This window comes from Sphaerisporangium sp. NPDC004334 (genome assembly GCF_053602655.1).
Genome location: NZ_JBSGDZ010000036.1, coordinates 31,338 through 55,154, shown reverse-complemented (window position 1 = coordinate 55,154; position 23,817 = coordinate 31,338). Strand labels below are relative to the sequence as shown.

Here is a 23,817-nt window from a genome sequence, read left to right as displayed (position 1 = left end):
CGGGGCCGGGTCGACGCGCTCGACGGAGGGCCATGCCGTGTCGCCGAAGAGGAAGCCTGTGCGGTGGGCTGGGGGCGGCCGGGTTCCGGGTACACTTTTGGTGGCTCGCCAAGCGGGCCGACTTCGCACGCCCACAGGCGATTCGTCCTCTCGGTCCGGGTCTCGACTCGGATGGGACGACTCAGGGCGTCAGGGCGGGAGCCATGCGCTTCCGCGGACAACCGAGAAACGCGCCCCTGCGGCGCTCTACCCAGGAGGACCATCACTCATGGCCCCCGTCGTCACCATGCGGCAGATGCTCGAGAGCGGCGTCCACTTCGGGCACCAGACCCGGCGCTGGAACCCGAAGATGAAGCGCTTCATCCTCACCGAGCGCAACGGCATCTACATCATCGACCTGCAGAAGTCGCTGGCCTTCATCGACCGCGCCTACGACTTCGTCAAGGAGACCGTCGCCCACGGCGGCACCATCCTGTTCATCGGCACCAAGAAGCAGGCCCAGGAGGCCATCGCCGAGCAGGCCGCGCGGGTCGGCATGCCCTACGTCAACCAGCGCTGGCTGGGCGGCATGCTCACGAACTTCTCCACCGTGCACAAGAGGCTTCAGCGTCTGAAGGAGCTCGAGGAGCTCGACTTCGACAACGTGGCAGGCTCCGGGCTCACCAAGAAGGAGCTCCTGATGCGCCGCCGCGAGAAGGACAAGCTCGAGCGCACCCTCGGCGGCATCCGTGACATGGCCCGCGTCCCGAGCGCCGTGTGGGTCGTCGACACCAAGAAGGAGCACATCGGGATCAGTGAGGCTCGCAAGCTGAACATCCCGGTCGTCGCGATCCTCGACACCAACTGTGACCCCGACGAGGTCGACTACCCGATCCCGGGCAACGACGACGCGATCCGCGCCGTCAGCCTGCTCACCCGCGTGGTCGCCGACGCCGTCGCCGACGGTCTGATGGCGCGTGCCGGCGCGACGACCCGCGGCGACGACAAGCCCGCCGCCGTCGCCGAGCCGCTGGCCGAGTGGGAGCGCGAGCTGCTCACCCGCTCGGACGAGGAAGCCGCTTCGGAGGCTCCGGCCGAGGCCGCCGCCCCGGAGGCCGCTGAGGCCCCTGCCGCCGAGGCCGAGGTCGCCGAGACCGCCGAGACCGCCGAGACCGAGACCGCTGAGGCCGCCGAGACCGCCGAGGCCCCCGCCCAGCAGGACGCCGAGGCCGCTCCGGCCGCCCCCGCCGCCGAGGCCGAGGGCACCGAGCAGCAGGGCTGAGACCCCGTCAGGCCGTACGGGCACGGCGCCGTACGGCGAGCAATGCTCTTCACGGGTGGGTGTGCCTCACAGGGCGCACCCACCCGATCCACGACGACTCGACGAGGAAAGACAATGGCTTCCGTGAACATGGCCGACGTCAAGCGGCTTCGTGAGCTGACCGCCGCCGGCATGATGGACTGCAAGAAGGCCCTGGAGGAGTCGGAGGGCGACTTCGACAAGGCCGTCGACATCCTGCGTGTCAAGGGCGCCAAGGACGTCGGCAAGCGCGAGGCGCGCACCGCCTCCAACGGCCTGATCGCCGTCAAGCACGAGGGCGAGTCCCTCGCGGCGCTGCTCGAGCTCAACTGCGAGACCGACTTCGTCGCCAAGGGCGACCGCTTCCAGGAGCTGGCCGCCCGGGTCGTCGAGCACATCCTCGCCACGCGGCCGGGCGACGTGCCGAGCCTGCTGGAGTCCGACCTGGACGGCAAGAGCGTCAAGGAGCACCTCGACGAGGCCAACGCGGCGCTCGGCGAGAAGATCGAGATCCGTCGTTTCGTCGTGCTCGACGGCGGCTTCGTCGCCTCCTACATGCACAAGACCGACCCGCAGCTTCCCCCGGCCGTGGGCGTCCTGGTGCAGCTCGACACCCCGAACGCCGAGCTGGCCAAGGACATCGCGCAGCACACCGCCGCGATGGCCCCCAAGTACCTCAGTCCCAACTCCGTCCCGGCCGACGTGATCGAGAAGGAGCGCACGGTCTTCGAGCAGATGACCCGCGAGGAGGGCAAGCCGGAGGCCGCCATCGGCAAGATCGTCGATGGTCGCATCAACGGCTGGTACAAGGACTTCACCCTCCTGGAGCAGGCGTTCGTCAAGGACAACAAGAAGACCATCGGCAAGCTCGCGGCCGAGGCCGGGGTGAAGGTCCTGGGCTTCGCCCGCTACAAGGTCGGTCAGGCATAGGCTTAGCCCCGAGAGGGACCTGACCAGCTCATCATCACCACCGAGGAGGCCGCCGTCGTGCAGGAGAACCATCGATCCGCTACGCCGGCGGCTTCGTCGTACGACGGGCCGCTCCGCTGGAAGCGCGTCATGCTGAAGTTGTCGGGCGAGGCGTTCGCGGGCGCCGAGCCGCTGGGCATCGACCCGGTGGTGGTCGCCAAGCTCGCCGACTCCGTCGCCGAGGCCGTGCGCGAGGGCGTGCAGGTCGCGGTGGTCGTCGGCGGCGGCAACATGTTCCGCGGCGCCGCGCTGTCCGAGCGCGGCATGGACCGCGCCCGCGCCGACTACATGGGCATGCTGGGCACGGTCATCAACTGTCTCGCCCTGCAGGACTTCCTGGAGAAGCGCGGCGTCGAGACGCGCGTGCAGACGGCCATCACGATGCAGCAGGTCGCCGAGCCGTTCCTGCCCCGGCGCGCCATCCGCCACCTCGAGAAGGGGCGGGTGGTCATCTTCGGCGCCGGCCTCGGCTCGCCGTTCTTCTCCACCGACACCTGCGCCGCGCAGCGCGCGCTCGAGGTCGGTGCGGAGGCCGTGCTCAAGGGCACTCAGGTCGACGGGGTCTACGACTCCGACCCGCGCAAGAACCCCGATGCCGTCCGCTTCGACCAGCTCGACTACAGCGAGGTGCTGACGCGGGGCCTTGGAGTCATGGATGCCACCGCGATCAGCCTGTGCATGGACAACGGCCTGCCCATCGTGGTCTTCGACCTGATGGGCGAAGGGAACATCCTGCGGGCTGTCCGCGGTGAGAAGATCGGCACGCTGGTGAGTCCGGCAGGGAAATAGGGAGCCGCTGTGATCGACGAAACCCTCTTCGAAGCCGAGGAGAAGATGGACAAGGCGGTCGCGGTCGCCAAGGAGGACTTCGCGGCGATCCGCACCGGCAGGGTCAGTCCCTCGATGTTCAACAAGATCAATGTCGACTACTACGGGTCGCCGACCCCGGTGCAGCAGCTGGCCTCGTTCCACGTCCCCGAGGCCCGCATGGTCATCATCCAGCCCTACGACAAGGGTTCGATGAGCGCCATCGAGAAGGCGATCCGTGACAGCGACCTCGGGGTCAACCCCGGCAACGACGGCGCGGTGATCCGGGTGGTGTTCCCCGAACTGTCGGAGGAGCGCCGCCGGGAGTACATCAAGGTCGCCAGGAACAAGGCCGAGAGCAGCAAGGTCTCGGTGCGCAACATCCGCCGTCACGCCAAGGAGACCCTCGACAAGATGGTCAAGGACGGCGACACCGGTGAGGACGAGGTGCGGCGGGCCGAGAAGGAGCTCGACGACCTCACTCAGAAGCACGTCGCCAAGATCGACGAGCTGCTGAAGCACAAGGAGTCCGAGCTGCTCGAGGTCTGAGCAGGACGGCGGTTCACAGGTCAGGTTGGGGCGCTTCCACTCCGGTGTTGGCCGTGGGGGAGCGCCCTTGCCTCGTTCGACGCCCATCGCGCCCCCTCCCCGCCTCGCGGCGGCGCCGGCGGGAACGGGCGGCCGAGCGTGGTCGTGCCAGGAGAGTTGGGATCACTGTGGAAGGTACGGCGGCGGACGGTACCGAGCCGGCCGGCGGCCAGAGGCCCGACGAGCGTCCGTCCGCGCCTCCGGGCGCCGCACATCGGAACGCCACCGCCGAGGCCGCGGGCTCCGCGCAGGACCTCGGGCCGCAGGGCCCGCGCCCGGCCGGCGAGCCCGCCGGTGGTTCGCAGGGTGGTGGGCGGCCGAAGGGCATTCGTACCGGGCGTAATCTGCCCGCCGCGATCGGGGTGGGCGTCGTCCTCGGGGCGCTCGTGCTGGTGTCCCTCTACACCGTCAAGGCGCTGTTCCTGCTGGTGGTCCTGGCCGCGGTGGGCATCGGCGTCGTCGAGATGGCCCGCGCGCTCGCCACCCGCGACGCCCAGGTGCCGATGCCGACCGTACTGACCGGCCTGGTCGCCATGCTGGCGGGAGCATATTGGGGCGGCACGATCTGGCTGCTGGGCGCCTTCACGCTGACGGTGCTGGTCCTGCTCGTCCAGCGCATGCTCAAAGGCGCCGAAGGGTACGTCCGCGACGCCTCCGCCGGTGTGCTGACCGCGGTGTACCCGGCGCTGATCGCCGGGTTCGTGCCGCTCATGCTGAGCCATGAGGATGGCGCGGACCGGGTGGTGATCTTCGTCGCCGTCACCGTGTGCAGCGACATCGGCGGCTACTTCGCGGGCATCCTGTTCGGCAAGCACAAGATGTCGATCATCAGCCCGAAGAAGACCTGGGAGGGTTTCGCCGGGTCCGTGCTCGCATGCGTGCTGTGCGGGGCGCTGCTGGTGCGCTTCCTCCTGGAGGGCCAGCTCTGGCAGGGCGCCGTTGTGGGGGCGGTGGTCGCCGTGTGCGCCACGCTGGGCGACCTCGTCGAGTCGGTGATCAAGCGCGATCTCGGCATCAAGGACATGGGGAACGTGCTGCCGGGCCACGGCGGGCTGATGGACCGCCTGGACTCGCTGCTCGCCACGCTGTTCCCCGTCTGGCTGCTCCTGGCGATCTTCATCCCCTCCTGACGGCCCGCCGTCAGGGGACGCGTGCGGACAGCGGCAGCGCCTGGTGGCCGTGCTCGGCCACGGCGTGCAGCTCCTGTTCGGTGACCGGGGCGAGCCAGAGCCACCGCACCTCGTCGCCGCTGAAGGCGAACCCCGACAGATCGGGCAGCCCCGGCACGGCGTCGATCAGCACCACCCCCTGGTAGGCGGGTCCGAGCGGGAACGACGCCGCCTCGCGGTACCAGCGCGCCGTGTGGCCGTGCCCGAGCCAGGTCACCGAGTGCCACGGGTAGCGCGCCAGCCACAGCAACAGCTGCGCCGCCTCGGTCGCCTCGCTCCGCGTGGCGACCGCGAGCTCGATGCGCGCGTGGGTGTCCGGCCGGTCGTACTGCTCGACGGTGGGCATGCGCTGGCAGCTCATCCCCACGGTGGACAGCACGGTGTATCCGTCCTGCGGGCGTTCGGTGATGCCCACGGCCGGCAGCCGGTCGCCGCCGACGTCCCAATATCGCGCGGCCGGGCCGACGCGGGCGTCCAGGTGGCTCATCACGAACTGCTGGAACGACGGCCAGGCGGCGTCGCCGTGCCGCCATTCCCAGTACGAGCGGGCTTTGGCGATGCGCGGGGCCAGCCCTTCGAGGGCCTCGGCCAGCGGCCAGGCGAACGGAGACTCGCTGACGACGTCCCTGGCGTAGCCGGGCATGCCGCGTTCGAGGTCGGCCCACCCGGGAATGACGGCCAGCAGGTCGCCGTTGCGGTACAGGGCGGCGCCGTCGCCCTCCTCGAACCACAGCACTTCGAGCTCCTCCGCCGTGAACGGCGGGGTGCCCTCGGGGACGCGGGTGGTGCCGAGCGGCATGACGGGGGTCTGTCCGGACTCGATGCGCACCAGATCGACCGAGGAGGGTGCGGGGCCATGGTTGGCGAGCCACACGGCTCCGTGGATCCCGCCTTCGGCGTCGCGCAGGTAAGCTACCGAGGACAGCCCGTCGTGTTCGACGGTCACCACGCGGCTACCGTAGGGGCTGGTGTCGGTGAGGACGACATCGGTGGTGCCCAACGCATATCCGCCTTTCCGGTGAACGTCTCCCCGTTCGGCCGACGATCGCAATAGATCACACGGAATGGCTGTCCGCTGCAGCTTCCGGCAAACCGTTAAGAGAAGGACATGTCCGCCGAGCTAACCTTTGTCGCCCCCCGACGGGCGAAGCCGTCACGCCACCTGGCCGACCTGTCCATGGCGGAGCGCCGCACGGCCGTCGCCGAGCTGGGCGAGAAGCCCTTCCGCGCCGACCAGTTGTCCCGGCACTACTTCGAGCGGCTGACCACCGACCCCGAGCACATGACCGACCTGCCGGCGTCGTCGCGCGACCAGCTCGTGACGCGCCTGATGCCGAATCTGCTGACCTCGGTGCGCGAGATCACCTGTGACGAGGGCATGACCCGCAAGACGCTGTGGCGGCTGTTCGACGGGGCGCTGGTCGAGTCGGTGCTGATGCGCTACCCCGACCGCGTGACGATGTGCGTGTCGTCCCAGGCCGGGTGTGGCATGAACTGCCCGTTCTGCGCCACCGGGCAGGCCGGCCTGACCCGCAACATGTCCACGGCCGAGATCGTCGAGCAGGTCGTGTCCGGTGCCCGCGCCCTGGCCAGGGACGAGGTGCCCGGCGGGCCCGGGCGGGTGAGCAACATCGTCTTCATGGGCATGGGCGAGCCGCTGGCCAACTACAAGGCCGTGATCGGCGCCGTGCGCCGCATCGTCGATCCCGCTCCCGAGGGCCTCGGCATCTCCGCTCGTGGCGTGACCGTCTCCACGGTCGGGCTGGTGCCCGCCATCGACAAGCTCGCGAACGAGGGGCTGCCGGTGACGCTGGCGGTCTCCCTGCACGCCCCCGACGACGAGCTGCGTGACACGCTGGTGCCGGTCAACACCCGCTGGAAGGTCGGCGAGGTGCTGGACGCCGCCTGGAAGTACGCCGCCACCACCAAGCGGCGCGTCTCCATCGAGTACGCCCTGATCAAGGACATCAACGACCAGGAGTGGCGGGCCGACCTGCTCGGCCGCCTGCTCAAGGGCAAGCTGGTGCACGTCAACCTGATCCCGCTCAACCCGACCCCCGGCTCCAAGTGGACGGCCTCCCGCCCGGAGGACGAGCGGGCCTTCGTCCGCCGCCTGGAGTCGCACGGCGTGGCGGTCACCGTCCGTGACACCCGGGGCCGCGAGATCGACGGCGCCTGCGGCCAGCTCGCGGCCGCGCCGGAGGCCTGAGGTCACATATACCTGATCGTGTTCGCCAGCAGCGCGAGCAGGAGCAGGGTGCCGGCGCCGATGACGACCATGCGCCAGAACGCCGCCCACGCGGCCGACTTGGCGCCGGGGATCTTGCCGGCGGCGTCGGCGGCGGCCTTCGCCGCCTTGCCCCAGCCCGCCCAGGTGTCGAGCGCGCGCTGGAAGTTGCGGCCGACGATGAACAGGATCGTCGCGATGACGATGATGATCAGAATGCGGCCGTCCGAACTTTCCATGGCGTACTCCCGCGGGGACGATTCCTGGCCCAGGTATGCCGAATTTATGGCAAACGCCTTCGCCGTGTGGGCGAAAGCCGGCGAGGACATCGGCCCAGGTCCGCTCGGCAAAGTAGCCATATACTGAAATATGCTCTTCATTCAGGTGAAGGCTTGCTTATCGGTTGATCTACGGATAATTGCCGTCATATCCGCCATATTCTGGCCGTCAGGTGAAGAGCCGAGAACTCATCGCCCTGTCCGCCGGACGGCGCGGCGGGAGTGGTAAGACTGGTGCCGACCGTGAGACGTGATGGGCGGGAGCGCGCGGCTGTGCAGGATGACGGGAAGACGGCCGGGCGGGCCGTGGACATCTACACCGACGGCGCGTGCAGCGGCAATCCAGGGCCCGGCGGCTGGGGGGCGGTGCTGCGCTACGGCCGCACCGAGAAGGAGATCTTCGGCGGCGAGGCCGGCACCACCAACAACCGCATGGAGCTGATGGCCGCCATCATGGCCCTGGAGAGCCTCACCCGGCCGGTCACCGTGCGCCTGCACACCGACAGCACCTACGTGCGCAACGGCATCACCCAGTGGCTGCGGAGCTGGAAGCGCAACGGCTGGCGGACGGCCGGCAGGCAGCCGGTCAAGAACGTGGACCTGTGGCAGCGGCTCGACGCGGCCGCCGCCCGGCACACCGTCGAGTGGCTCTGGGTGAAGGGCCACTCCGGTCACCCCGAGAACGACCGCGCCGACGCGCTGGCCCGCCGCGGCGCCGAGCAGGCCCGCGCCGATCAGGGCGCCCCGCACCCCGCCTGACGGGTCCCCGCGCGGGAGGGGGCGTGAGAAAACATCCTTAATGCGGCTTTTTGCGTAGTTCGCTGGACGACCCGCTGGGAACCTCGGAGCAACTCACACCGATCGTCCGAGGAGGCCGACATGCGCGCCCTGATCCCCGCCGGCCCCCGCCAGTTCGTCGCGGCCTTCGTCGAAGGGCTGCGGGTCATCGCCCGCCACACCCGCGCCTCGCGCCGAACCGGCCGAGACCGGAGGGCGCGAGGGGTTGAGGCGTCACGGGGCACGGAATGATGGCAGCGAGTCAACCGGACGGCCGACGGGAGCCACGCATGCGCATCGGTGTTGTCTTTCCCCAGACCGAGATCGGCTCGGACGCCGGCGCGGTGCGGGCGTACGGGCAGGCGGTCCAGGAGCTCGGCTACCGGCACGTGATGGCCTACGACCACGTCGTCGGCGCCGACCCCGAGGTGCACCGCGACTGGCGCGGCGTGTACGACGTGCACACCACCTTCCACGAGCCGATGGTGCTGTTCGGGTTCCTTGCCGCGCTCACCTCGCTGGAACTGGTCACCTCCATCATCATCCTGCCGCAACGGCAGACGGCCCTGGTGGCCAAGCAGGCGGCCGAAGTCGACCTGCTCACCTCCGGCCATTTCCGGCTGGGCGTTGGCCTGGGATGGAACGCGGTCGAGTACGAGGCCCTCGGACAGGACTTCGCCGTCCGCGGCAGGCGCGTCGAGGAGCAGGTGGGCCTGCTGCGCCGGTTGTGGACCGAGCGCACCGTCACCTTCCACGGCGAGTACGACCGGATCACCGGGGCGGGTCTCGCGCCCCTGCCGGTGCAGCGGCCGATCCCCCTGTGGTTCGGCGCGCAGTCGCCCCCGGCCTATCGGCGCGCCGGACGGCTGGCGGACGGCTGGTTCCCGCAGATGGGTCCCGGGCCGAGGCTGGTGGAGGCCAAGGCGGTGGTCGACGAGGCCGCGCTGCGGGCGGGGCGCGACCCCTCCACTCTGGGCATGGAGGGACGGGTGAGCTGGCAGGGCGACCCGGAGGAGGTGGCCGGCCTGGCCCGCCAGTGGCGGGAGGCCGGCGCCACGCACATCGCCGTCAACACCATGAACGCGGGCCTGGCGGGGGTGGACGGACACCTCGCGGCGCTGGAGACCGTCGCCGCGACGCTCGGACTGCGCGAGGTCAGGCCCGGCAGATGATCTCGCCGTGGACGACGGTGAACCAGGCGTCCTCGTGAGTTCCCCACTCCTGCCAGGCCTCGCTGATGCGTTGAAGGTCGCTCCGCGTGGCGCCGTAGGCCAGGGCGTGGTCGGCGAAGGCGGAGGCGACGACCCGTTCGGCCCACAGGCCGCTCCACCAGGCGCGGTCCGCCGGGGCGGCGAAGCACCAGACCGACGCGGTGGCGGTGACGTCGGTGAAGCCGGCCTGGCGTGCCCATGAGAGCAGCCGCCGACCGGCGTCGGGCTGTCCGCCGTTGGCCGCCGCGACCCGCCGGTACAGCTCGCGCCACTCGTTGAGCACCGGCGACTCCGGATACCAGGTGAAGGTGGCGTAGTCGGAGTCGCGGGCCGCGACCAGCCCTCCGGGGCGGCAGGCCCGGCGCATGGCGGCCAGGGCGCCGACGGGGTCGGCGACGTGCTGCAGCACCTGATGAGCGTGCACCACGTCGAACGAGCCGTCGGGATGGTCCAGGTCGTACAGGTCGCCGGTCTGGAAGGTGAGGTTCGTCAGGCCGGAGGATGCGGCCGCGTCCCTGGCCTGGGCGACGATGCTCTCGCTGGTGTCCATCCCGACGACGCGGCCGGGGGCGACCAGGTGGGCGAGGTCGGCGGTGATGGTGCCCGGGCCGCAGCCGACGTCCAGCAACGACATCCCGGGCCGCAGGTGCGGCAGCAGGTAGGCGGCGGAGTTGGCCGCCGTCCGCCAGGTGTGGGAGCGGAGCACCGACTCGTGGTGCCCGTGGGTGTAGACGGCGCGTGGTGCCGGCATGTCGATCAGTCTCCTCGGTAGCGCGATACCCGGAGACTATGCGGTCATCCACATCGTGAACATATTCGTCTTGCATCGCGAGACAAGATGACGTCGCGCCGGCGGTGAAGCAGGTGGCGGCAGGCGAGCGCACGAGTACGCCGGGCATGCCGGTCAGGCCGCTCGCCACGGTGACGTGGGCGGTGCGGGCGTGAGGGGCTGGTGGCTAGGGCCGGGTGCGGCGCAGGCGGATGTAGGCGGCCAGGGCCAGCGCGCACCAGAAGGCGGTGATGACGGCCAGCTCCGGCAGATGCCCGCCCAGGAAGCCGGGCCGTCCGGCGGCGCGCATCCAGCCGATGATCGGGACGGTCAGCCAGGCGATCGGGGCGAGGCTGACCAGCAGCATCGCCACGTACCCGCCGAGCAGGGCCAGGGCCGAGACCCCCGGGTCGGGCAGGATCGGGCGGCTGGTCAGCGCGCCGAGGGCGGTGCCGGTGACCAGCGACAGCACGTGCAGCGCGAGCCCGCCGAGCAGCACGACGGCGCCGGGTGTCCCGGTGAAGCCGATGGCCAGCGGGACGGCCAGGGCGAGCGCGGCCAGCACGGCGTTCACGGCCGCCGAGGCGGCCAGGCCGCCCGCCACCTCGCGTCCGGGGCGCCCGGCGGCGGTGGCGGAGATCAGTCGTTGCACGTCCGGCTCGGCGTCGAGCAGCCCGCGCGCCGCCCAGGCGAAGACGGGGACGAGCAGCGCCGCCGAGTCGGCGTAGGAGGACAGCTCCGTCCCGGGCGCCACCCGCACGGAGTACAGCACGATCATGATGGCCAGCAGCCCGGCGAACGGGTGGAGGACGCGGTGTGACCGCACGTAGGTGGCGATCTTGAACTGGGTGAGGGAGACCGTGGCTCTCATCGCGCCTCGCTTCCGGCGTGCGGCAGGGGGCGGACCACGGCCGGGTAGCCGTCGGCCCGGAGCTTGCGGACGACCGCCTCGGCCTCGCCGGCCTCCACCGCGATCTCGATGACGACGGTCGCGGCACTCATGGCCCCGGACGGGACGCCGGCAGGCGCGACCGGCGGGGACGGGGCGCCGGCAGGCGTCACAGATGGCGACGGTGAGAGTGTGGCCGGCGGGGACGGCGCGTCCGCCGTTGCGGCCGGCGTGGGGAAGGCGTCGGCGGAGGCGACACGTGGGGACGGTGTGCTGGTGGACGCGGTCGGCGGGGACAGGGCGCCGGCGGCGGTGGAGAGGGTGTCGGACGGGGCGTCGTGGCCGAGGGGGCGGACCGTCCGGTCGCCCACGTGCAGGCGCAGGACGCCCCGGTGCCCGGCCAGGCCGTTCTGGTGGTCGCTGACCACGACGATGCCGCCCGTCGCCACGACCTCCTCCATGATGGCCGGCAGCTCGGCGCGGGCCTGCGCGTCCAGTCCGGAGAACGGCTCGTCGAGGATGAGCAGGCCCGGCGGGGCCAGCAACGCCTGCGCCAGGCCCACCTTGTGGGCGCTCCCCTTGGACAGGTCGCCGAGGGGCACTTCCAGCAGCGCCGCCATGCCCAGGCGCTCCACCCACGGGTCGATCGCCGTCGGGGTGAGGCCGCGGACGCCGGCCATGCGGGCCAGGTAGGCGGCCACCGTGAACGGCTGCTCGACCGGGAAGATCTCCGGCGCGTACCCGACGACCGGCGGGCGGCCGGTGACGTGGCCCTGCGTCGGGGGCGTGGTGCCCGCGAGCAGTCTCAGCAGTGTGGACTTGCCGGCGCCGTTGCGCCCCGTGACCTCGGCGATCGTGCCGGGCGGGAGGTCCAGGCCGACCTCGTGGAGGACCCAGGGGGCGCGACGGGCGTAGCGGAAGGAGAGGTTCGCGAGCCGCATAGGTCGGCAAGCCTACCGGTCGGCGGCTAACTTCCTGGATTTCCCCATGTCATACGTTCAGAATGGTAAAGGAGGGAAATAATGGCCGGGGTGTGAACCTGGAGGATGTGGCGTGAACCGCTTTCCCCGCGTGCTCGGCGTGCGGACCGGCTATGACCCTGACCAGGTCGACGCGCTTATTCAGCGCATTGAGGCGACCCTCGGCCGCGGCGTCCTGGACGGCCCGCCGATCACCGCCGAGGAGATCCGCTCGGCTCGCTTCAACGCCAAATTGGGGGGATACAACGAGACGGCCGTCGATTACGCGCTCGACGCCTTCGTGATCGCGGTGGAGATCCGCGGCGATACGGCCGCGACGGGGGCTCCCGGCTCCGCGCCTTCACCGTCCGCCGCCGCTCCCGTGGCCGCGTCGCCCGCCGCCGCCGCGGAGTCCGCCTGGCCCAAGCCGGTCGCCGCCGCAGAGTCCGCCTGGCCCAGGCCGGCGGCCCCTTCGGAGTTCGCCCGGCCCAAGCAGGCCGCCCCGTCCGACCCCGCCTGGCCGAAGCCGCCCGGTCCGCCGGAGTCCACCCGGCCGAGGCCGGCGTTCGAGCCGTTCCGTCCCGCTCCGGCGTCCGGCACGCCGAGGCCGGCCTCCCTGTTCGAGCCGGCCGACCCGCTGTCCGCGCCGGCCTTCTCCGCCCCGCAGGCCGCCCCGGTGCCCGAGCCCTCCGTGGCCGCCCCGATGCCCGGGCCGTCCGTGACCGCGCCGCCGTCCGGGGCGCGGGACGGCCAGGCGACCGCGGAGGGCGCCACAAGCAGGGTGGGCGTCAAAGGCGCGAAGGGTTCCAGTGGTTCGGAGGAAGACGACGACGCGCCGACGCTGCCGGGAATGCCCAAGGTGACGGCACGCGGCCCGGCCGCGCCGGAGGCGGGGGAGGCGTCCTCCGAGCGGTCCGGGACTGGCCAGCCGGCCGCGGCCTGGCTGGAGGAGCAGGCGGCGCGGGTCGAGCGCGTGCTGTTCCGGCCCGCCCGGCTCGGAGCCGGCTACAACGAGGACGAGGTGGACGTCTTCCTCGACCACGTGGTCGCGACCCTGCGCGGCACCGGTGACCACCCGTTGACGGCCGAGCAGGTGAGGAAGGCGACCTTCTCCACCGTCGTGTTCAAGACCGGTTACGCCGTGACCCAGGTGGACGCGTTCCTCGCCGAGATCGCCGGCGTCCTGGACCGCCGCGAGGCCCTGGTCGGGGAGCAGGGCCAGCCCGTGTGACGGCGTGCGGCGGTGGCGGGCCCCGTGCCGGTCAGCGGGTGCCCCAGGAGTAGGTTTGCTTGCGCAGCTTGAGGTAGACGAAGGTCTCGGTGGCGCGCACGGTGGGGATGGCCCTGATCTTGCCGAGGATCTCCAGCAGGTGGCTGTCGCCCTCGCAGACGACTTCGACCATGATGTCCAGCGAGCCGGCCGTGAGGACGACGTAGTCGATCTCGTCGATGGACGACAGTTTGTCGGCGACCGTCTCCAGGTCGCCCTCGCACTTGATGCCGATCATGGCCTGGCGCGGGAAGCCGAGGGTGAGGGGGTCGGTGACGGCCACGATCTGCATGACGCCGGCGTCCAGGAGGCGTTGCACCCGCTGGCGCACGGCGGCCTCCGAGAGCCCGACGGCCTTGCCGATGGCGGCGTAGGGCTTGCGCCCGTCGGTCTGCAACTGCTCGATGATCTGCTTGGAGATCTCGTCCAGCACCACCGGACCCGGCTTGGCGTCGTGGTTGTTGTCCCGTCGCGCCTTCGGCGGCGTCGTCATCTCCGCGTCCTTCCTCAGCACCCGAGACCGCTACAGCGCGGCGATTACGGAGTTGTTCCCGCCATGTTGCGGTCCTGGTGCGACATGTTGTCAGCTCGTCGTGCCCTGTCAAGCGAATTCGTAGCAATTTGATATATTCGCGACGAAATCCCTTGTCGTAGCCCCTGGCCTCTGTCAGAGTCGCGACAACTCAGCCACCTCCAGAGGAGGTCAACGTTGACCAGCCGTCTGCAGAACTTCATCAATGGTGAGCTCGCGGACGCCAAGAGCGGCCAGTTCTCCGACGTGATCGACCCGAGCACGGGGGAGGTCTACCTCCAGGCGCCGGTCTCCGGGCAGGAGGACGTGGACGCGGCCTACGCCGCGGCGCTCGCCGCGTTCGAGTCGTGGGGCCAGACCACCCCCGGCGAGCGCGCCGGCCACCTGCTGAAGATCGCCGACGCCATCGAGGCGCGGGCCGACGAGCTCGTCGAGGCCGAGTGCCGCAACACGGGCAAGCCGCGTGTGCGCATGGCCGAGGACGAGATCCCGCCGGCGGCCGACCACTTCCGCTTCTTCGCGGGCGCCGCGCGCACGCTGGAGGGCCCGACCTCCGGGGAGTTCCTCGCCGACCACACCTCGGTGATCCGCCACGAGCCGATCGGCGTGGTGGGCCAGGTGACCCCGTGGAACTACCCGATGATGATGGCGGTCTGGAAGATCGCCCCGGCGCTCGCGGCCGGCAACACGGTCGTGCTCAAGCCCTCCGACACCACCCCGGTGTCCACGGTGAAGCTGGCCGAGATCATCGGCGAGATCCTCCCGCCCGGCGTCTTCAACGTCGTCGTCGGCGACCGTGAGACCGGCGCGAGGGTGGTGGGGCACCCGTCGGCGTCGATGGTGGCGATCACCGGCTCGGTGGGCGCGGGCGTCCAGGTCGCCAAGTCGGCGGCCGACGACCTCAAGCGGGTGCACCTGGAGCTGGGCGGCAAGGCGCCGGTCGTCGTGTTCGAGGACGTCAGGGACATCCCCGCGGTGGCCGAGGCGATCGCGGGCGCCGGCCTGTACAACGCGGGCCAGGACTGCACCGCGGCCTGCCGGGTGCTGGTCCACGAGAGCATCCACGAGCCGTTCCTCGCCGCGCTGGCCGAGGCGGCGGCGGCCACCAGGACCGGCGGCCTGGAGGTCGAGGACGCCTTCTACGGCCCGCTCAACAACGCCGGCCAACTGGCCAGGGTCGAGGGCTTCCTTGAGCGCGTGCCCGGTCACGCCAAGGTCGTCACCGGCGGGCGGCGCGTGGGCGACAAGGGGTACTTCTTCGAGCCGACGGTGGTCGACGGGCTCCAGCAGGACGACGAGATGATCCAGACCGAGGTGTTCGGGCCGGTCATCACGGTGCAGACCTTCTCCGACGAGGCCGAGGCGCTCACCAAGGCCAACGACGTGAAGTACGGCCTGTCGGCGTCGGTGTGGACCTCCGACCACGGCCGGGCCATGCGGATGTCGCGGCGGCTGGACTTCGGCGTGGTGTGGGTGAACACCCACATCCCGTTCGTCTCTGAGATGCCGCACGGCGGGTTCAAGCACTCGGGCTACGGCAAGGACCTGTCGGTCTTCGGCCTGCACGACTACACCCGGGTCAAGCACGTCATGCACTACATCGGTGAGTGATCACCGAGCACCACACGCACTACATCGGCGCACGCCGCCGACATAGGTAAGGGATAAGCCTGGAATGACGGATATCCAGGCGGGCAAGGAGGCGGCCTCCGCGGTCGCCTCCGACATCTCCACGGTGCCCGCCATCGAGCTCGACGGGGTCGTCAAGGAATACCAAGCGCACGGGGAGATCGTCCAGGCCGTCAAAGGGGTCAGCCTGTCGATCTCCGAAGGCGAGTTCTTCTCCATGCTGGGGCCCTCGGGCTGCGGCAAGACAACCACCATGCGGATGATCGCCGGGTTCGAGGACCCCACGCGGGGCGCCGTACGGCTGCAGGGGCAGGACGTCACCGACGTCCCGCCGAACAAGCGCGACGTGAACATGGTCTTCCAGTCCTACGCGCTGTTCCCGCACATGAACGTCTGGGAGAACGTGGCCTTCGGGCTGCGGCGCAGGCGCGTCCCCGACCAGGAGCTCAGGCGGCGGGTCGGCGAGATGCTGGAGATCGTGGACCTCACCGGCCGCGAGAAGCGCCGGCCGCGCGAGATGTCCGGCGGTCAGCAGCAGCGGGTCGCCCTGGCCCGGGCGCTGGTGAACCACCCCAGGGCGCTGCTGCTGGACGAGCCGCTCGGCGCGCTGGACCTCAAGCTGCGCCAGGCGATGCAGATCGAGCTGAAGCGCATCCAGCGCGAGGTGGGCATCACCTTCGTGTACGTGACCCACGACCAGAACGAGGCGCTCACCATGAGCGACCGCATCGCCGTCATGAACGACGGCCTGGTCGAGCAGCTGGCCGGTCCGAGGGAGATCTACGAGCGGCCGGCGACCAAGTTCGTCGCCGGGTTCATCGGCACCTCCAACCTGCTCGCCGGCACGGCCGAGCGGGTCGACGGGGGCATGGCGATGGTGCGGCTCGGGGAGCGTGACCGCGTGCTGGTGCCGGTCGCCGAGGGGACGGGACTGGACGGCCCGGTCGAGGTGACCGTCCGGCCCGAGAAGATCAGGATCTCGCGGGAGGAGCCCGTCGCGGACCTCAGCGCCGTACGGGGCACCGTGGCCGAGGTGGCCTATCTCGGCACCTACAACAGCTATGCCGTGAACCTGGCGGGCGGGGCGGAGTTCACGGTCTTCGAGCAGAACGCCAACGACAGCAGCATCACGGCGGAGCGCGGTGACTCCGTCTGGCTGTCCTGGCAGCCGCACCACTCGTACGCGATAGGAAGTTGAACCACCTCATGACCCCTCCTCGTGATCTCGCGTTCCTGCGTGGCCTGACCCAGCGTCGCGGCCTGCCCCCGAACCGTGGCGGCGACGGCGTCAGCCGGCGTGACGCCCTGCGCCTGGCGGGCCTGTCGGCCGCCGCGATGGGCCTGGCGGCCTGCGGCGTCCAGGGCAAGAAGGTCGAGCCGCCCAAGCCGAGCGCGGCCGCCGGCTACTGGGCCGACAAGACCAAGAACGGGACGCTGCGCTTCGCCAACTGGCCGCTCTACATCGACAAGGACGGCAAGAAGTACCCGACCCTGGAGAAGTTCACCAAGGAGACGGGCATCAAGGTCACCTACCAGGAGGCCATCCAGGACAACTCCACCTGGTTCGGCAAGATCCAGCCGCAGCTCGCCGCCGGCCAGGACATCGGCTACGACCTGATGGTGATGACCAACGGCATCCAGCTGACCCGGGCGATCGCGCTCGGCTACCTGGTGGCGCTCGACCACGAGAAGCTGCCGAACTTCGCCGCCAACGCGGGCGCCAAGTACAAGAACCCCACCTACGACCCGGACAACACCTACACGATTCCGTGGCAGTCGGGCATCACCGGCATCGCCTACAACCCCAAGTACGTCGACGGGGAGATCGCGAGCATCCAGGAGCTCTGGAACCCCAAGTACAAGGGCAAGGTCGGCATGCTGCTCGACACCCAGGAGATCGCCAACTTCGGGCTGTTCGCGCTCGGCATCGACCCGGACAAGTCCACCCAGGCCGACTGGGAGAAGGCCGGCCAGAAGCTCCAGCAGCAGCGCGACGCCGGGCTCGTGCGCAAGTACTACGAGAACGACTACGTGGACGCGCTGGTGCGCGGCGACATCTGGATCTGCATGGCCTGGTCGGGTGACGTGTTCCAGCAGATCGCCGAGGGCCAGGATCTGAAGTTCGTGATCCCCCAGGAGGGGGGCACGATCTGGACCGACAACATGTGCATCCCCAAGACCGCGCAGAACCCGGTCGACGCCCTGGCCATGATGGACTACGTGTACAAGCCCGAGGTGGCGGCGGCCCTGGCCGAGTACATCAACTACATCACCCCTGTGCCCGGCGCCCAGCAGGTCGTCAAGGCCGACGCCGCCAAGGCGAGCGGGGAGGACAAGAAGTCGCTCGAACTGCTGGCGAGCAGCCCGCTGATCTTCCCGTCGGAGTCCGACCTGGCCAAGCTGCGCACCTACAAGACCCTGACGCCGGCCGAGGAGAAGGTCTTCGAGCGCATCTTCCAGCCGATCGCCCAGGGCTAGCGCCATGAGACGCAAGCTCGCGCCCTATCTGCTCATCCTCCCGGGCGGGCTGTGGCTGGTGCTGTTCCTGGTGGTCCCGCTGGTGTTCATGGCCTCGGTCTCCACCCAGGAGGGCGACGTCGTGTACGGCTTCGTCCAGACCTTCCACCTGGCCAACTACACCGACGCGCTGGTGCAGTACAAGACGCAGTTCCTGCGGTCGGTCGGCTATGGTCTCGCCGGCACGGTGGCGGCCATCGCGCTCGCCTACCCGGTGGCGTACTGGATCGCCTTCAAGGGCGGCAGCCGCAAGTCGACCTACCTGCTGCTGGTGCTGCTGCCGTTCTTCGTGTCGTTCGTGCTGCGCACGGTGTCGTGGAAGTTCCTGCTCGCCGACGACGGCATCCTGCTGCAGCCGCTGAAGGACGCGGGGATGCTGCCGGCGGACTTCCACATCCTGGCGACCTCGGTCGCGGTCATCGGCGGCCTGACCTACTGCTACATGCCGTTCATGATCCTGCCGATCTACGTTGCGCTGGAGCGCGTGGACCCCCGCGTGGTGGAGGCGGCCCACGACCTGTACGCCACGCCCCGCGAGTCGTTCACCAAGATCGTGCTGCCGCTGTCCCTGCCGGGGGTGTTCGCCGGAGTGCTGATGACCTTCGTCCCGATGACCTCCGACTACGTCAACGCCGCGATCCTCGGCGGCCCGGCCAACACGATGATCGGCAACATCATCCAGACGGAGTACCTGACGAACAACAACTACCCGGTCGGCGCCGCGCTGTCGTTCACGCTGATGGCGGTGATGCTCGTCGGCATCTTCGTCTACGCCCGGGCCCTCGGCACCGAGAACGTCCTCGAGGCGGCGGCCCGATGAGCGGCCCGGCGAGCACCCCTCCGAGCCCTCCGGCGAGCACCCCGGTGAGCACCCCGGTGAGCACCGCGACCGCGCCGCGGGCCGAGGCGCCCGCGCCGGGGCCGCCGCGCCGCGGACGTTCCCGCAAGGGCGACCGCGTGCTGTTCGCCTACACCTGGCTCGTGCTGGTGTGGCTGTTCCTCCCGATCGCCGTGATGATCGTGTTCGGGTTCAACGACACCAAGAGCAAGTCGAACGTGAGCTGGCAGGGCTTCACCTTCAAGTGGTGGGGGCGGCTCGGCGACTACCCCGAGCTGACCGGCGCCCTGTGGAACTCCATCTCGATCGCGCTGATCGCCACGGCCGTCACCACCGCGCTCGGCACGCTGATGGGCATCGCCCTCGGCCGCTACCGCTTCCGCGGGCAGGGGGCCACCAACCTGGTCATGTTCGCGGCGATCTCCTCGCCCGAGCTGGTCATGGGCACCTCGCTGCTGTCGCTGTTCATCAGCATGGGCGTGCAGACCGGCTACTGGACCGTCGTCATCGCGCACGTGCTGTTCTCGGTGTCGTTCGTCGCGGTGACCGTGCGGGCCCGGGTCGTCGGCCTGGACGGCTCGGTGGAGGAGGCCGCGCGCGACCTGGGCGCGTCGACCTGGATCACCTTCTGGCGGGTCACCTTCCCGATGATCCTCCCGGGTGTCATCTCCGGGGCGCTGCTGGCGTTCGCGCTGTCGATCGACGACTTCGTCATCACCCAGTTCACCAGCGGCACGACCACCACCTTCCCCCTGTGGATCTACGGCGCCGTCCGCATCGGCGTCCCGCCACAGGTCAACATCCTCGGCACGCTGATCTTCGCGGTCGGCGTGGCGATCGCCGTGATCAACACGGTGACCTCCCGCCGTCGCACCTGACGCGGGAGACCATCACCCGGCCACCCTGCCGGGACATACGACGCAGTTCGTAGGGACGTGAAATTCGTGGATCCGCTGAAAGCACTGGCTGACGCGGAGCGTAAGCCGTACTGGTTGGACAGTCCGGACAAACCCGAGCCGCTGCGGCGGCTCTTCGAGGAGACGGCCGCCGACCTGGCCGTGGTCGGCGGCGGGTTCTCCGGCCTGTGGGCGGCCCTCATGGCCAAGGAACGCGACCCCTCGCTCGACGTCGTCCTGCTCGAGGGCCGGCGCGTCGGCTGGGCCGCCTCCGGGCGCAACGGCGGCTTCTGCGTCGCCAGCCTCACCCACGGGCTCGCCAACGGCCTGGCGCGCTGGCCGCAGGAGATCTCCACCCTCGTGCGGCTCGGCCGGGACAACCTCGACGAGATCGAGCGGACGGTGGCCCGGTACGGCATCGACTGCGCCTTCGAGCGCACCGGCGAGCTGCACGTGGCCACCGAGCCGTGGCAGCTCGACGGCATGGCGCAGGACGTGGAGATCGCCCGCGAGCTGGGCATGGACCACCGTCTGCTCGACCGGGACCAGGTGCGCGCCGAGGTGGCCTCGCCCACCTACGCGGGCGGGCTGTGGGACCGTGACGGCTGCGCGATGCTCGACCCGGCGCGGCTCGCCTGGGGCCTGCGCGAGGCGTGCCTGTCGCTCGGGGTGCGCATCTACGAGCGCAGCCCGGTGCGCTCGCTCAGGGACGACGGGACGGCCATCGAGCTGACCACCCCGCACGGCAAGGTGCGCGCCGCCAAGGTCGCCCTCGGCACGGGGGTCTTCCCGCCGCTGCTCGGCCGGCTGAAGAACTTCGTCGTGCCGGTGTACGACTACGCGCTGATGACCGAGCCGCTGTCACCCGAGCAGCTCGCCTCCGTCGGCTGGCGCAACCGGCAGGGCATCGGCGACGGGGCCAACCAGTTCCACTACTACCGGCTCACCGAGGACAATCGCATCCTGTGGGGCGGCTACGACGCCGTGTACTACAACGGCGGCCGGGTCAGGCAGGAGTACGAGCAGCGCGACGCGACCTTCGCCACGCTGGCCTCGCACTTCTCCACGACCTTCCCCCAGTTGGAGGGGGTCCGCTTCACCCACCGCTGGGGCGGGGTGATCGACACCTGCAGCCGGTTCAGCGCGTTCTTCGGCAAGGCGCACCGGGGACGGCTGGCCTACGCGGTCGGCTACACCGGGCTCGGGGTCGGCGCGACGCGGTTCGGCGCCAACGTGATGCTGGACCTGCTGTCGGGGGAGCCGACCGAGCGCACCGAGCTTCGCATGGTCCGCGAGAAGCCGGTGCCGTTCCCGCCGGAGCCGCTGAGGTCGGGCGTCATCCAGCTCACCCGCTGGTCGATCGCGCAGGCCGACGCCCACGAGGGCCGCCGCAACATCTGGCTGCGCACCCTGGACCGGCTGGGGCTCGGCTTCGACTCCTGAACGCGAGGCGGGCGACCGGTCATCGGCGAACCGGTGACCGGCCATCGGTGGACCGGTGATCGGTCGTCCGCGCTCGGCGGCCGGTCGCCGGCGGACCGGCACCGGCTCCGGCCCCGGCTCGCGAGGGCCGGGGCCGGTACCGGAGATCAGTGCTCTGAGCGCACCTTCGCGGTGGGCGCGGAGGTCGCGGTCGCGGGGTTGTAGCCGGTGGCCGACACCGTCACCCGGACCGAGATCCTGGCCCCGCGGTCGTGTCCCGTGAGGTGGTAGGCGTGGCCGGTGGCCCCCCTGACGGGGACGCCGTCGCGCAACCACCGGTAGGCGACCTTGTCGGGGGACGGCGTCCAGGTGCCGGGGGAGGCGGTCAGCGTCCGGCCGACCTTGGCGGCGCCGGTCACGGCCGGCGCCCGGCCCGGGGCGATCGTCCCACGCGCGACCGGCGCGGTGGGCTGCGAGGTCGCCGACGCCGGGGCGAGGTAGGGGTCGTCGGTGCTCACCGTGACCGTCACGGCCTTGCCGAGGTCGGCCGGACGGGGACGGAACGTCGGGCCGGTCGCGCCGGAGACCGGCGCCCCGCCGACCGACCACTGGTAGGTGAAGCCCGCCACCTGCCGCGACCAGGAGCCGCTGGAGGCGGTGAGTTCGCCGCCGACCGCGGCGGCGCCGCTGATCACCGGGGCCGCGGTGGCGGTCACCGCGGGCCTGCGGGCCTCGTTCAGGTCCACCTCGGCGGCGCGGACGAACACCTGCCGGTGGGCGTACCAGAGCTGGTAGTACCGGTCCTGGCCCTTCAGGTCGGTGCGGTCGCCGGGCGCGGACCCGTCGAAGGTGGTCGCCCGGTAGTAGTCGGTGACGACGTCGTCGTCGCTGACCGCGTACTCCTGCCCGGCGGGGATCTTGTACTCCAGCGGCGACAGCGCCTGCACCGGGATGCCGGTGCCGGTGTAGGCCGAGGTCTCGGGATAGGCGCGGCCGTAGATGTTCGCCGGGGTCGTCGCCGGGGCGGCCGTGACGGTCTTGGCCAGGGCGCGCACCGCGACGGGCCTTTCGGCCGGGTTGTGCAGCCAGGTCAGCGACCCGGCCCACCACACGCCGAGCCAGTCGCCCTGCACCTGCGCCACGACGAGCTTCTGCCCGGAGGTCACGCGGGCGCTGACGTCGCTGGCGTAGGTCGTGCCGTCCGCGCCGGCCGGCTTCCAGCCCGGGTCCCTGGCAAGCGGCGCGTCGTCGGAGGGGGCCTGGTGCAGCGGGACGAAGTTGGTGCCCGCGCCGGGGACGCATTCGGGTGAGTTGGGGGAGGCCGCGGCGCACCCGGTGACGGTCTGCGGGTTGCCGGCGTAGCCGGTGCGCACCTCGACCACGTCGCCGGGCGCGACGTCGGCCGTGGCCGGCCGCGCGCCGCCGACCGGGGCGCCGAGCAGCTCGAAGTAGTGGTCCCAGTCCCAGTACGGCCCCGGGTCCCAGTGGACGCTCTTGGTGGCGCCGAGCACGGTCCCGGGCACCTGGTCGTGGCCGATGACGTGCGCGCGGTCCAGCGGGATGCCGTACTTGGCCGCCAGGTGCCTCACCAGCGCGGCCGAGGTCTGGTACATCGACTCGGTGAACCACGCGGCGGTGCCGGCGAAGCCCTCGTGCTCGATGCCGATCGAGTGCATGTTCACATACCAGTTGCCGGCGTGCCAGCCCACGTCCTTGGGGTCGAGGTGCTGGGCGATGTGCCCGTCGGAGGAGCGGATGGTGTAGTTCCACGCCAGGTAGGTCGGGTCCTGGACCAGCCGGATGGAGGGGTCGTAGTAGCCCTCGGTGTCGTGGATCACGATGTACTTGAGCTTCGGCCCGCCTGGCCCGGTGCGGTCGGCGAGGTCGTGGTTGCCGTAGGCGGTGGTGCCGTCGGGGTCGGTGGCCTTCGCCTTGGCGTACGGCGCCTCGATCCACTCGCAGTCCAGCCCCGCCGGGCAGTCGATCTCCACGGCGGCCGCCTGGGCGGGCACGGGGACCGAGGCGTCGGCGGGCAGGGTGACCCGCTGGCCGTCCTGGGTGAGGCGGCTCTGGCCGTCCTTCAGGATCCGGTACACCTGCGGGACGAAGTCCTTCTTGCCGCCGAGGCGGGCGACCGCGTCGCGCCAGCCACCGAGCCCTTCGCCGCCCCGGTGGTAGGAGGCCAGCACGGCGGCGCCGCCGCAGACGCCGGCGTTGGCGTCCTGCCTGAGGGCGACCGGCGACAGGCCGGTGAGGGCGGCGGCGGTGTCGATCTGGCTCGCGGGCGCGGCCGTGCGGCCCTTGCCGGCGCCGTCCTGGGCCGGGGGCGCCTGCGCGCTCAGACCGAACAGCCCGTAGCCGCCGTCGCCGTTCGGGCGGCCCTGGTGGTCGTCCCAGCGGGACTGCATGTAGGACACGGCCTTCAACAGCGCCTCGGGCACGCGGGAGGCCTTGGCGGCCTCCGCGAACGCGGCCTCGCGCGTCGGCGCGGCCACCGTCGCGGCGCAGGAGACGGAGGGGGCTGAGGCGGGGCCGGCGCTCGTCGCGAGGGCGGCGGAGCCGGCCGACAGCAGAAAGGCCGTGGCCACGCCCGCCACGGCCATGCTGCGTGCTGGAGATTTCACGGATGTGACTCCTTTTCGACCGCCCGGGAGTGGAGGCTCCCGGGCCTGAGCCATCACATCGCCGTGACGTCGCTTCGCGCCAGGGCATCGAGTAAAGAAACGGTTAAGATCGGCAGCAAAGTAGTAGTACGGCACACTCTGGGCGTCTTCCCCCGAAATCACACCCT

At 70.8% G+C, this 23,817-nt stretch carries 23 protein-coding genes; 16 read left to right on the top strand and 7 right to left on the bottom strand.

The features are described 5' to 3' along the window. Positions 1-268 precede the first annotated feature (268 nt). The 5 genes from rpsB (at position 269) to ACWEN6_RS35095 (ending at position 4,773) form a co-directional block, all read left to right on the top strand. Positions 269-1,261 carry a 30S ribosomal protein S2 gene (gene rpsB, locus ACWEN6_RS35115; RefSeq protein WP_452576359.1) on the top strand — a complete coding sequence of 331 codons (993 nt, stop codon included), beginning with the start codon at positions 269-271 and terminating at the stop codon, positions 1,259-1,261. 114 nt (positions 1,262-1,375) lie between these two features. Then, positions 1,376-2,209: a translation elongation factor Ts gene (gene tsf, locus ACWEN6_RS35110; protein ID WP_354842234.1), complete on the top strand. Its 834-nt coding sequence runs from the start codon at positions 1,376-1,378 to the stop codon at positions 2,207-2,209. 129 nt (positions 2,210-2,338) lie between these two features. Further along, on the top strand, positions 2,339-3,037 hold the full coding sequence (gene pyrH, locus ACWEN6_RS35105; protein WP_248960581.1) for a UMP kinase: 699 nt from the start codon (positions 2,339-2,341) through the stop codon (positions 3,035-3,037). Positions 3,038-3,046: 9 nt separating this feature from the next. Next, a complete protein-coding gene (gene frr / locus ACWEN6_RS35100) occupies positions 3,047-3,604 on the top strand; it encodes a ribosome recycling factor (RefSeq protein ID WP_354842238.1) in 558 nt (185 codons plus the stop codon). A 167-nt stretch (positions 3,605-3,771) separates the two neighbouring features. Further along, complete coding sequence (locus ACWEN6_RS35095) at positions 3,772-4,773, top strand: phosphatidate cytidylyltransferase (protein ID WP_354928831.1); 1,002 nt, start codon at positions 3,772-3,774, stop codon at positions 4,771-4,773. 10 nt (positions 4,774-4,783) lie between these two features. Here ACWEN6_RS35095 and ACWEN6_RS35090 read toward each other — a convergent pair whose 3' ends face one another. Continuing rightward, entirely contained in the window at positions 4,784-5,812 is a 1,029-nt protein-coding gene (locus ACWEN6_RS35090; protein ID WP_354928834.1) for a suppressor of fused domain protein, read from the bottom strand. Positions 5,813-5,920: 108 nt separating this feature from the next. Between ACWEN6_RS35090 and rlmN the strand changes: the two genes are divergently transcribed. Next, positions 5,921-7,021, top strand: a complete 1,101-nt coding sequence (gene rlmN, locus ACWEN6_RS35085; protein ID WP_354842251.1) for a 23S rRNA (adenine(2503)-C(2))-methyltransferase RlmN — start codon at positions 5,921-5,923, stop codon at positions 7,019-7,021. A 2-nt stretch (positions 7,022-7,023) separates the two neighbouring features. Here the strand turns inward: rlmN and ACWEN6_RS35080 are convergent, their stop codons facing one another. After that, positions 7,024-7,278, bottom strand: coding sequence for a hypothetical protein (locus ACWEN6_RS35080; RefSeq protein ID WP_354842254.1), 255 nt, complete (start codon positions 7,276-7,278; stop codon positions 7,024-7,026). A 312-nt stretch (positions 7,279-7,590) separates the two neighbouring features. Between ACWEN6_RS35080 and rnhA the strand changes: the two genes are divergently transcribed. The 3 genes from rnhA to ACWEN6_RS35065 all read left to right on the top strand — a co-directional run bounded on the left by rnhA (position 7,591) and on the right by ACWEN6_RS35065 (position 9,266). Continuing rightward, positions 7,591-8,076 carry a ribonuclease HI gene (gene rnhA / locus ACWEN6_RS35075; RefSeq protein ID WP_354842255.1) on the top strand — a complete coding sequence of 162 codons (486 nt, stop codon included), beginning with the start codon at positions 7,591-7,593 and terminating at the stop codon, positions 8,074-8,076. 120 nt (positions 8,077-8,196) lie between these two features. Then, a complete protein-coding gene (locus ACWEN6_RS35070; protein ID WP_354928837.1) occupies positions 8,197-8,346 on the top strand; it encodes a hypothetical protein in 150 nt (49 codons plus the stop codon). 38 nt (positions 8,347-8,384) lie between these two features. Then, positions 8,385-9,266: an LLM class F420-dependent oxidoreductase gene (locus tag ACWEN6_RS35065; RefSeq protein ID WP_354842261.1), complete on the top strand. Its 882-nt coding sequence runs from the start codon at positions 8,385-8,387 to the stop codon at positions 9,264-9,266. Here the strand turns inward: ACWEN6_RS35065 and ACWEN6_RS35060 are convergent. From ACWEN6_RS35060 to ACWEN6_RS35050, 3 genes are all read right to left on the bottom strand, one after another. Further along, positions 9,250-10,056 (bottom strand): methyltransferase domain-containing protein, encoded by an 807-nt coding sequence (locus ACWEN6_RS35060; RefSeq protein WP_354928840.1) that lies wholly within the window; start codon positions 10,054-10,056, stop codon positions 9,250-9,252. The genes ACWEN6_RS35065 and ACWEN6_RS35060 overlap by 17 nt on opposite strands. Before the next feature lie 205 nt (positions 10,057-10,261). Beyond that, a complete protein-coding gene (locus tag ACWEN6_RS35055; protein WP_354928843.1) occupies positions 10,262-10,945 on the bottom strand; it encodes a hypothetical protein in 684 nt (227 codons plus the stop codon). Further along, on the bottom strand, positions 10,942-11,904 hold the full coding sequence (locus tag ACWEN6_RS35050) for an ATP-binding cassette domain-containing protein (protein WP_452576358.1): 963 nt from the start codon (positions 11,902-11,904) through the stop codon (positions 10,942-10,944). Before ACWEN6_RS35050 ends, ACWEN6_RS35055 begins: the two co-directional genes overlap by 4 nt. Positions 11,905-12,016: 112 nt before the next feature. Here ACWEN6_RS35050 and ACWEN6_RS35045 point away from each other — a divergent pair, with 112 nt between their 5' ends. Continuing rightward, positions 12,017-13,153, top strand: a complete 1,137-nt coding sequence (locus ACWEN6_RS35045; protein WP_452576357.1) for a DivIVA domain-containing protein — start codon at positions 12,017-12,019, stop codon at positions 13,151-13,153. A 31-nt stretch (positions 13,154-13,184) separates the two neighbouring features. On the opposite strand, the gene ACWEN6_RS35040 is transcribed toward ACWEN6_RS35045, so the two are convergent. Beyond that, entirely contained in the window at positions 13,185-13,685 is a 501-nt protein-coding gene (locus tag ACWEN6_RS35040) for an Lrp/AsnC family transcriptional regulator (protein ID WP_354928852.1), read from the bottom strand. A gap of 216 nt (positions 13,686-13,901) precedes the next feature. Here ACWEN6_RS35040 and ACWEN6_RS35035 point away from each other — a divergent pair, with 216 nt between their 5' ends. The 6 genes from ACWEN6_RS35035 (at position 13,902) to ACWEN6_RS35010 (ending at position 21,047) form a co-directional block, all read left to right on the top strand. Next, positions 13,902-15,335 carry a gamma-aminobutyraldehyde dehydrogenase gene (locus tag ACWEN6_RS35035; RefSeq protein ID WP_354928855.1) on the top strand — a complete coding sequence of 478 codons (1,434 nt, stop codon included), beginning with the start codon at positions 13,902-13,904 and terminating at the stop codon, positions 15,333-15,335. 64 nt (positions 15,336-15,399) lie between these two features. Beyond that, positions 15,400-16,551, top strand: coding sequence for an ABC transporter ATP-binding protein (locus ACWEN6_RS35030; protein WP_354928858.1), 1,152 nt, complete (start codon positions 15,400-15,402; stop codon positions 16,549-16,551). 8 nt (positions 16,552-16,559) lie between these two features. After that, positions 16,560-17,831 carry an ABC transporter substrate-binding protein gene (locus ACWEN6_RS35025; protein WP_354928861.1) on the top strand — a complete coding sequence of 424 codons (1,272 nt, stop codon included), beginning with the start codon at positions 16,560-16,562 and terminating at the stop codon, positions 17,829-17,831. 4 nt (positions 17,832-17,835) lie between these two features. Next, on the top strand, positions 17,836-18,690 hold the full coding sequence (locus tag ACWEN6_RS35020; RefSeq protein ID WP_354928864.1) for an ABC transporter permease: 855 nt from the start codon (positions 17,836-17,838) through the stop codon (positions 18,688-18,690). After that, positions 18,687-19,586 (top strand): ABC transporter permease, encoded by a 900-nt coding sequence (locus ACWEN6_RS35015; protein ID WP_452576356.1) that lies wholly within the window; start codon positions 18,687-18,689, stop codon positions 19,584-19,586. The genes ACWEN6_RS35020 and ACWEN6_RS35015 overlap by 4 nt, the downstream gene beginning before the upstream one ends. Before the next feature lie 66 nt (positions 19,587-19,652). Further along, the gene (locus tag ACWEN6_RS35010) at positions 19,653-21,047 is read left to right on the top strand and encodes an NAD(P)/FAD-dependent oxidoreductase (RefSeq protein WP_354928913.1); all 1,395 of its coding nucleotides are present in this window, start codon (positions 19,653-19,655) and stop codon (positions 21,045-21,047) included. Positions 21,048-21,193: 146 nt separating this feature from the next. On the opposite strand, the gene ACWEN6_RS35005 is transcribed toward ACWEN6_RS35010, so the two are convergent. Further along, entirely contained in the window at positions 21,194-23,650 is a 2,457-nt protein-coding gene (locus ACWEN6_RS35005) for an N-acetylmuramoyl-L-alanine amidase (protein ID WP_452576355.1), read from the bottom strand. Between the last annotated feature and the right edge of the window lie 167 nt (positions 23,651-23,817).

Bases quoted from the DNA above. Each gene is read 5' to 3' on its own strand.
- rpsB (WP_452576359.1), top strand. From the start codon at position 269: ATGGCCCCCGTCGTCACCATGCGGCAGATGCTCGAGAGCGGCGTCCAC.
- tsf (WP_354842234.1), top strand. From the start codon at position 1,376: ATGGCTTCCGTGAACATGGCCGACGTCAAGCGGCTTCGTGAGCTGACC.
- pyrH (WP_248960581.1), top strand. From the start codon at position 2,339: ATGCTGAAGTTGTCGGGCGAGGCGTTCGCGGGCGCCGAGCCGCTGGGC.
- rlmN (WP_354842251.1), top strand. From the start codon at position 5,921: ATGTCCGCCGAGCTAACCTTTGTCGCCCCCCGACGGGCGAAGCCGTCA.
- ACWEN6_RS35080 (WP_354842254.1), bottom strand. From the start codon at position 7,278: ATGGAAAGTTCGGACGGCCGCATTCTGATCATCATCGTCATCGCGACG.
- ACWEN6_RS35070 (WP_354928837.1), top strand. From the start codon at position 8,197: ATGCGCGCCCTGATCCCCGCCGGCCCCCGCCAGTTCGTCGCGGCCTTC.
- ACWEN6_RS35065 (WP_354842261.1), top strand. From the start codon at position 8,385: ATGCGCATCGGTGTTGTCTTTCCCCAGACCGAGATCGGCTCGGACGCC.
- ACWEN6_RS35060 (WP_354928840.1), bottom strand. From the start codon at position 10,056: ATGCCGGCACCACGCGCCGTCTACACCCACGGGCACCACGAGTCGGTG.
- ACWEN6_RS35055 (WP_354928843.1), bottom strand. From the start codon at position 10,945: ATGAGAGCCACGGTCTCCCTCACCCAGTTCAAGATCGCCACCTACGTG.
- ACWEN6_RS35050 (WP_452576358.1), bottom strand. From the start codon at position 11,904: ATGCGGCTCGCGAACCTCTCCTTCCGCTACGCCCGTCGCGCCCCCTGG.
- ACWEN6_RS35040 (WP_354928852.1), bottom strand. From the start codon at position 13,685: ATGACGACGCCGCCGAAGGCGCGACGGGACAACAACCACGACGCCAAG.
- ACWEN6_RS35030 (WP_354928858.1), top strand. From the start codon at position 15,400: ATGACGGATATCCAGGCGGGCAAGGAGGCGGCCTCCGCGGTCGCCTCC.
- ACWEN6_RS35025 (WP_354928861.1), top strand. From the start codon at position 16,560: ATGACCCCTCCTCGTGATCTCGCGTTCCTGCGTGGCCTGACCCAGCGT.
- ACWEN6_RS35020 (WP_354928864.1), top strand. From the start codon at position 17,836: ATGAGACGCAAGCTCGCGCCCTATCTGCTCATCCTCCCGGGCGGGCTG.
- ACWEN6_RS35015 (WP_452576356.1), top strand. From the start codon at position 18,687: ATGAGCGGCCCGGCGAGCACCCCTCCGAGCCCTCCGGCGAGCACCCCG.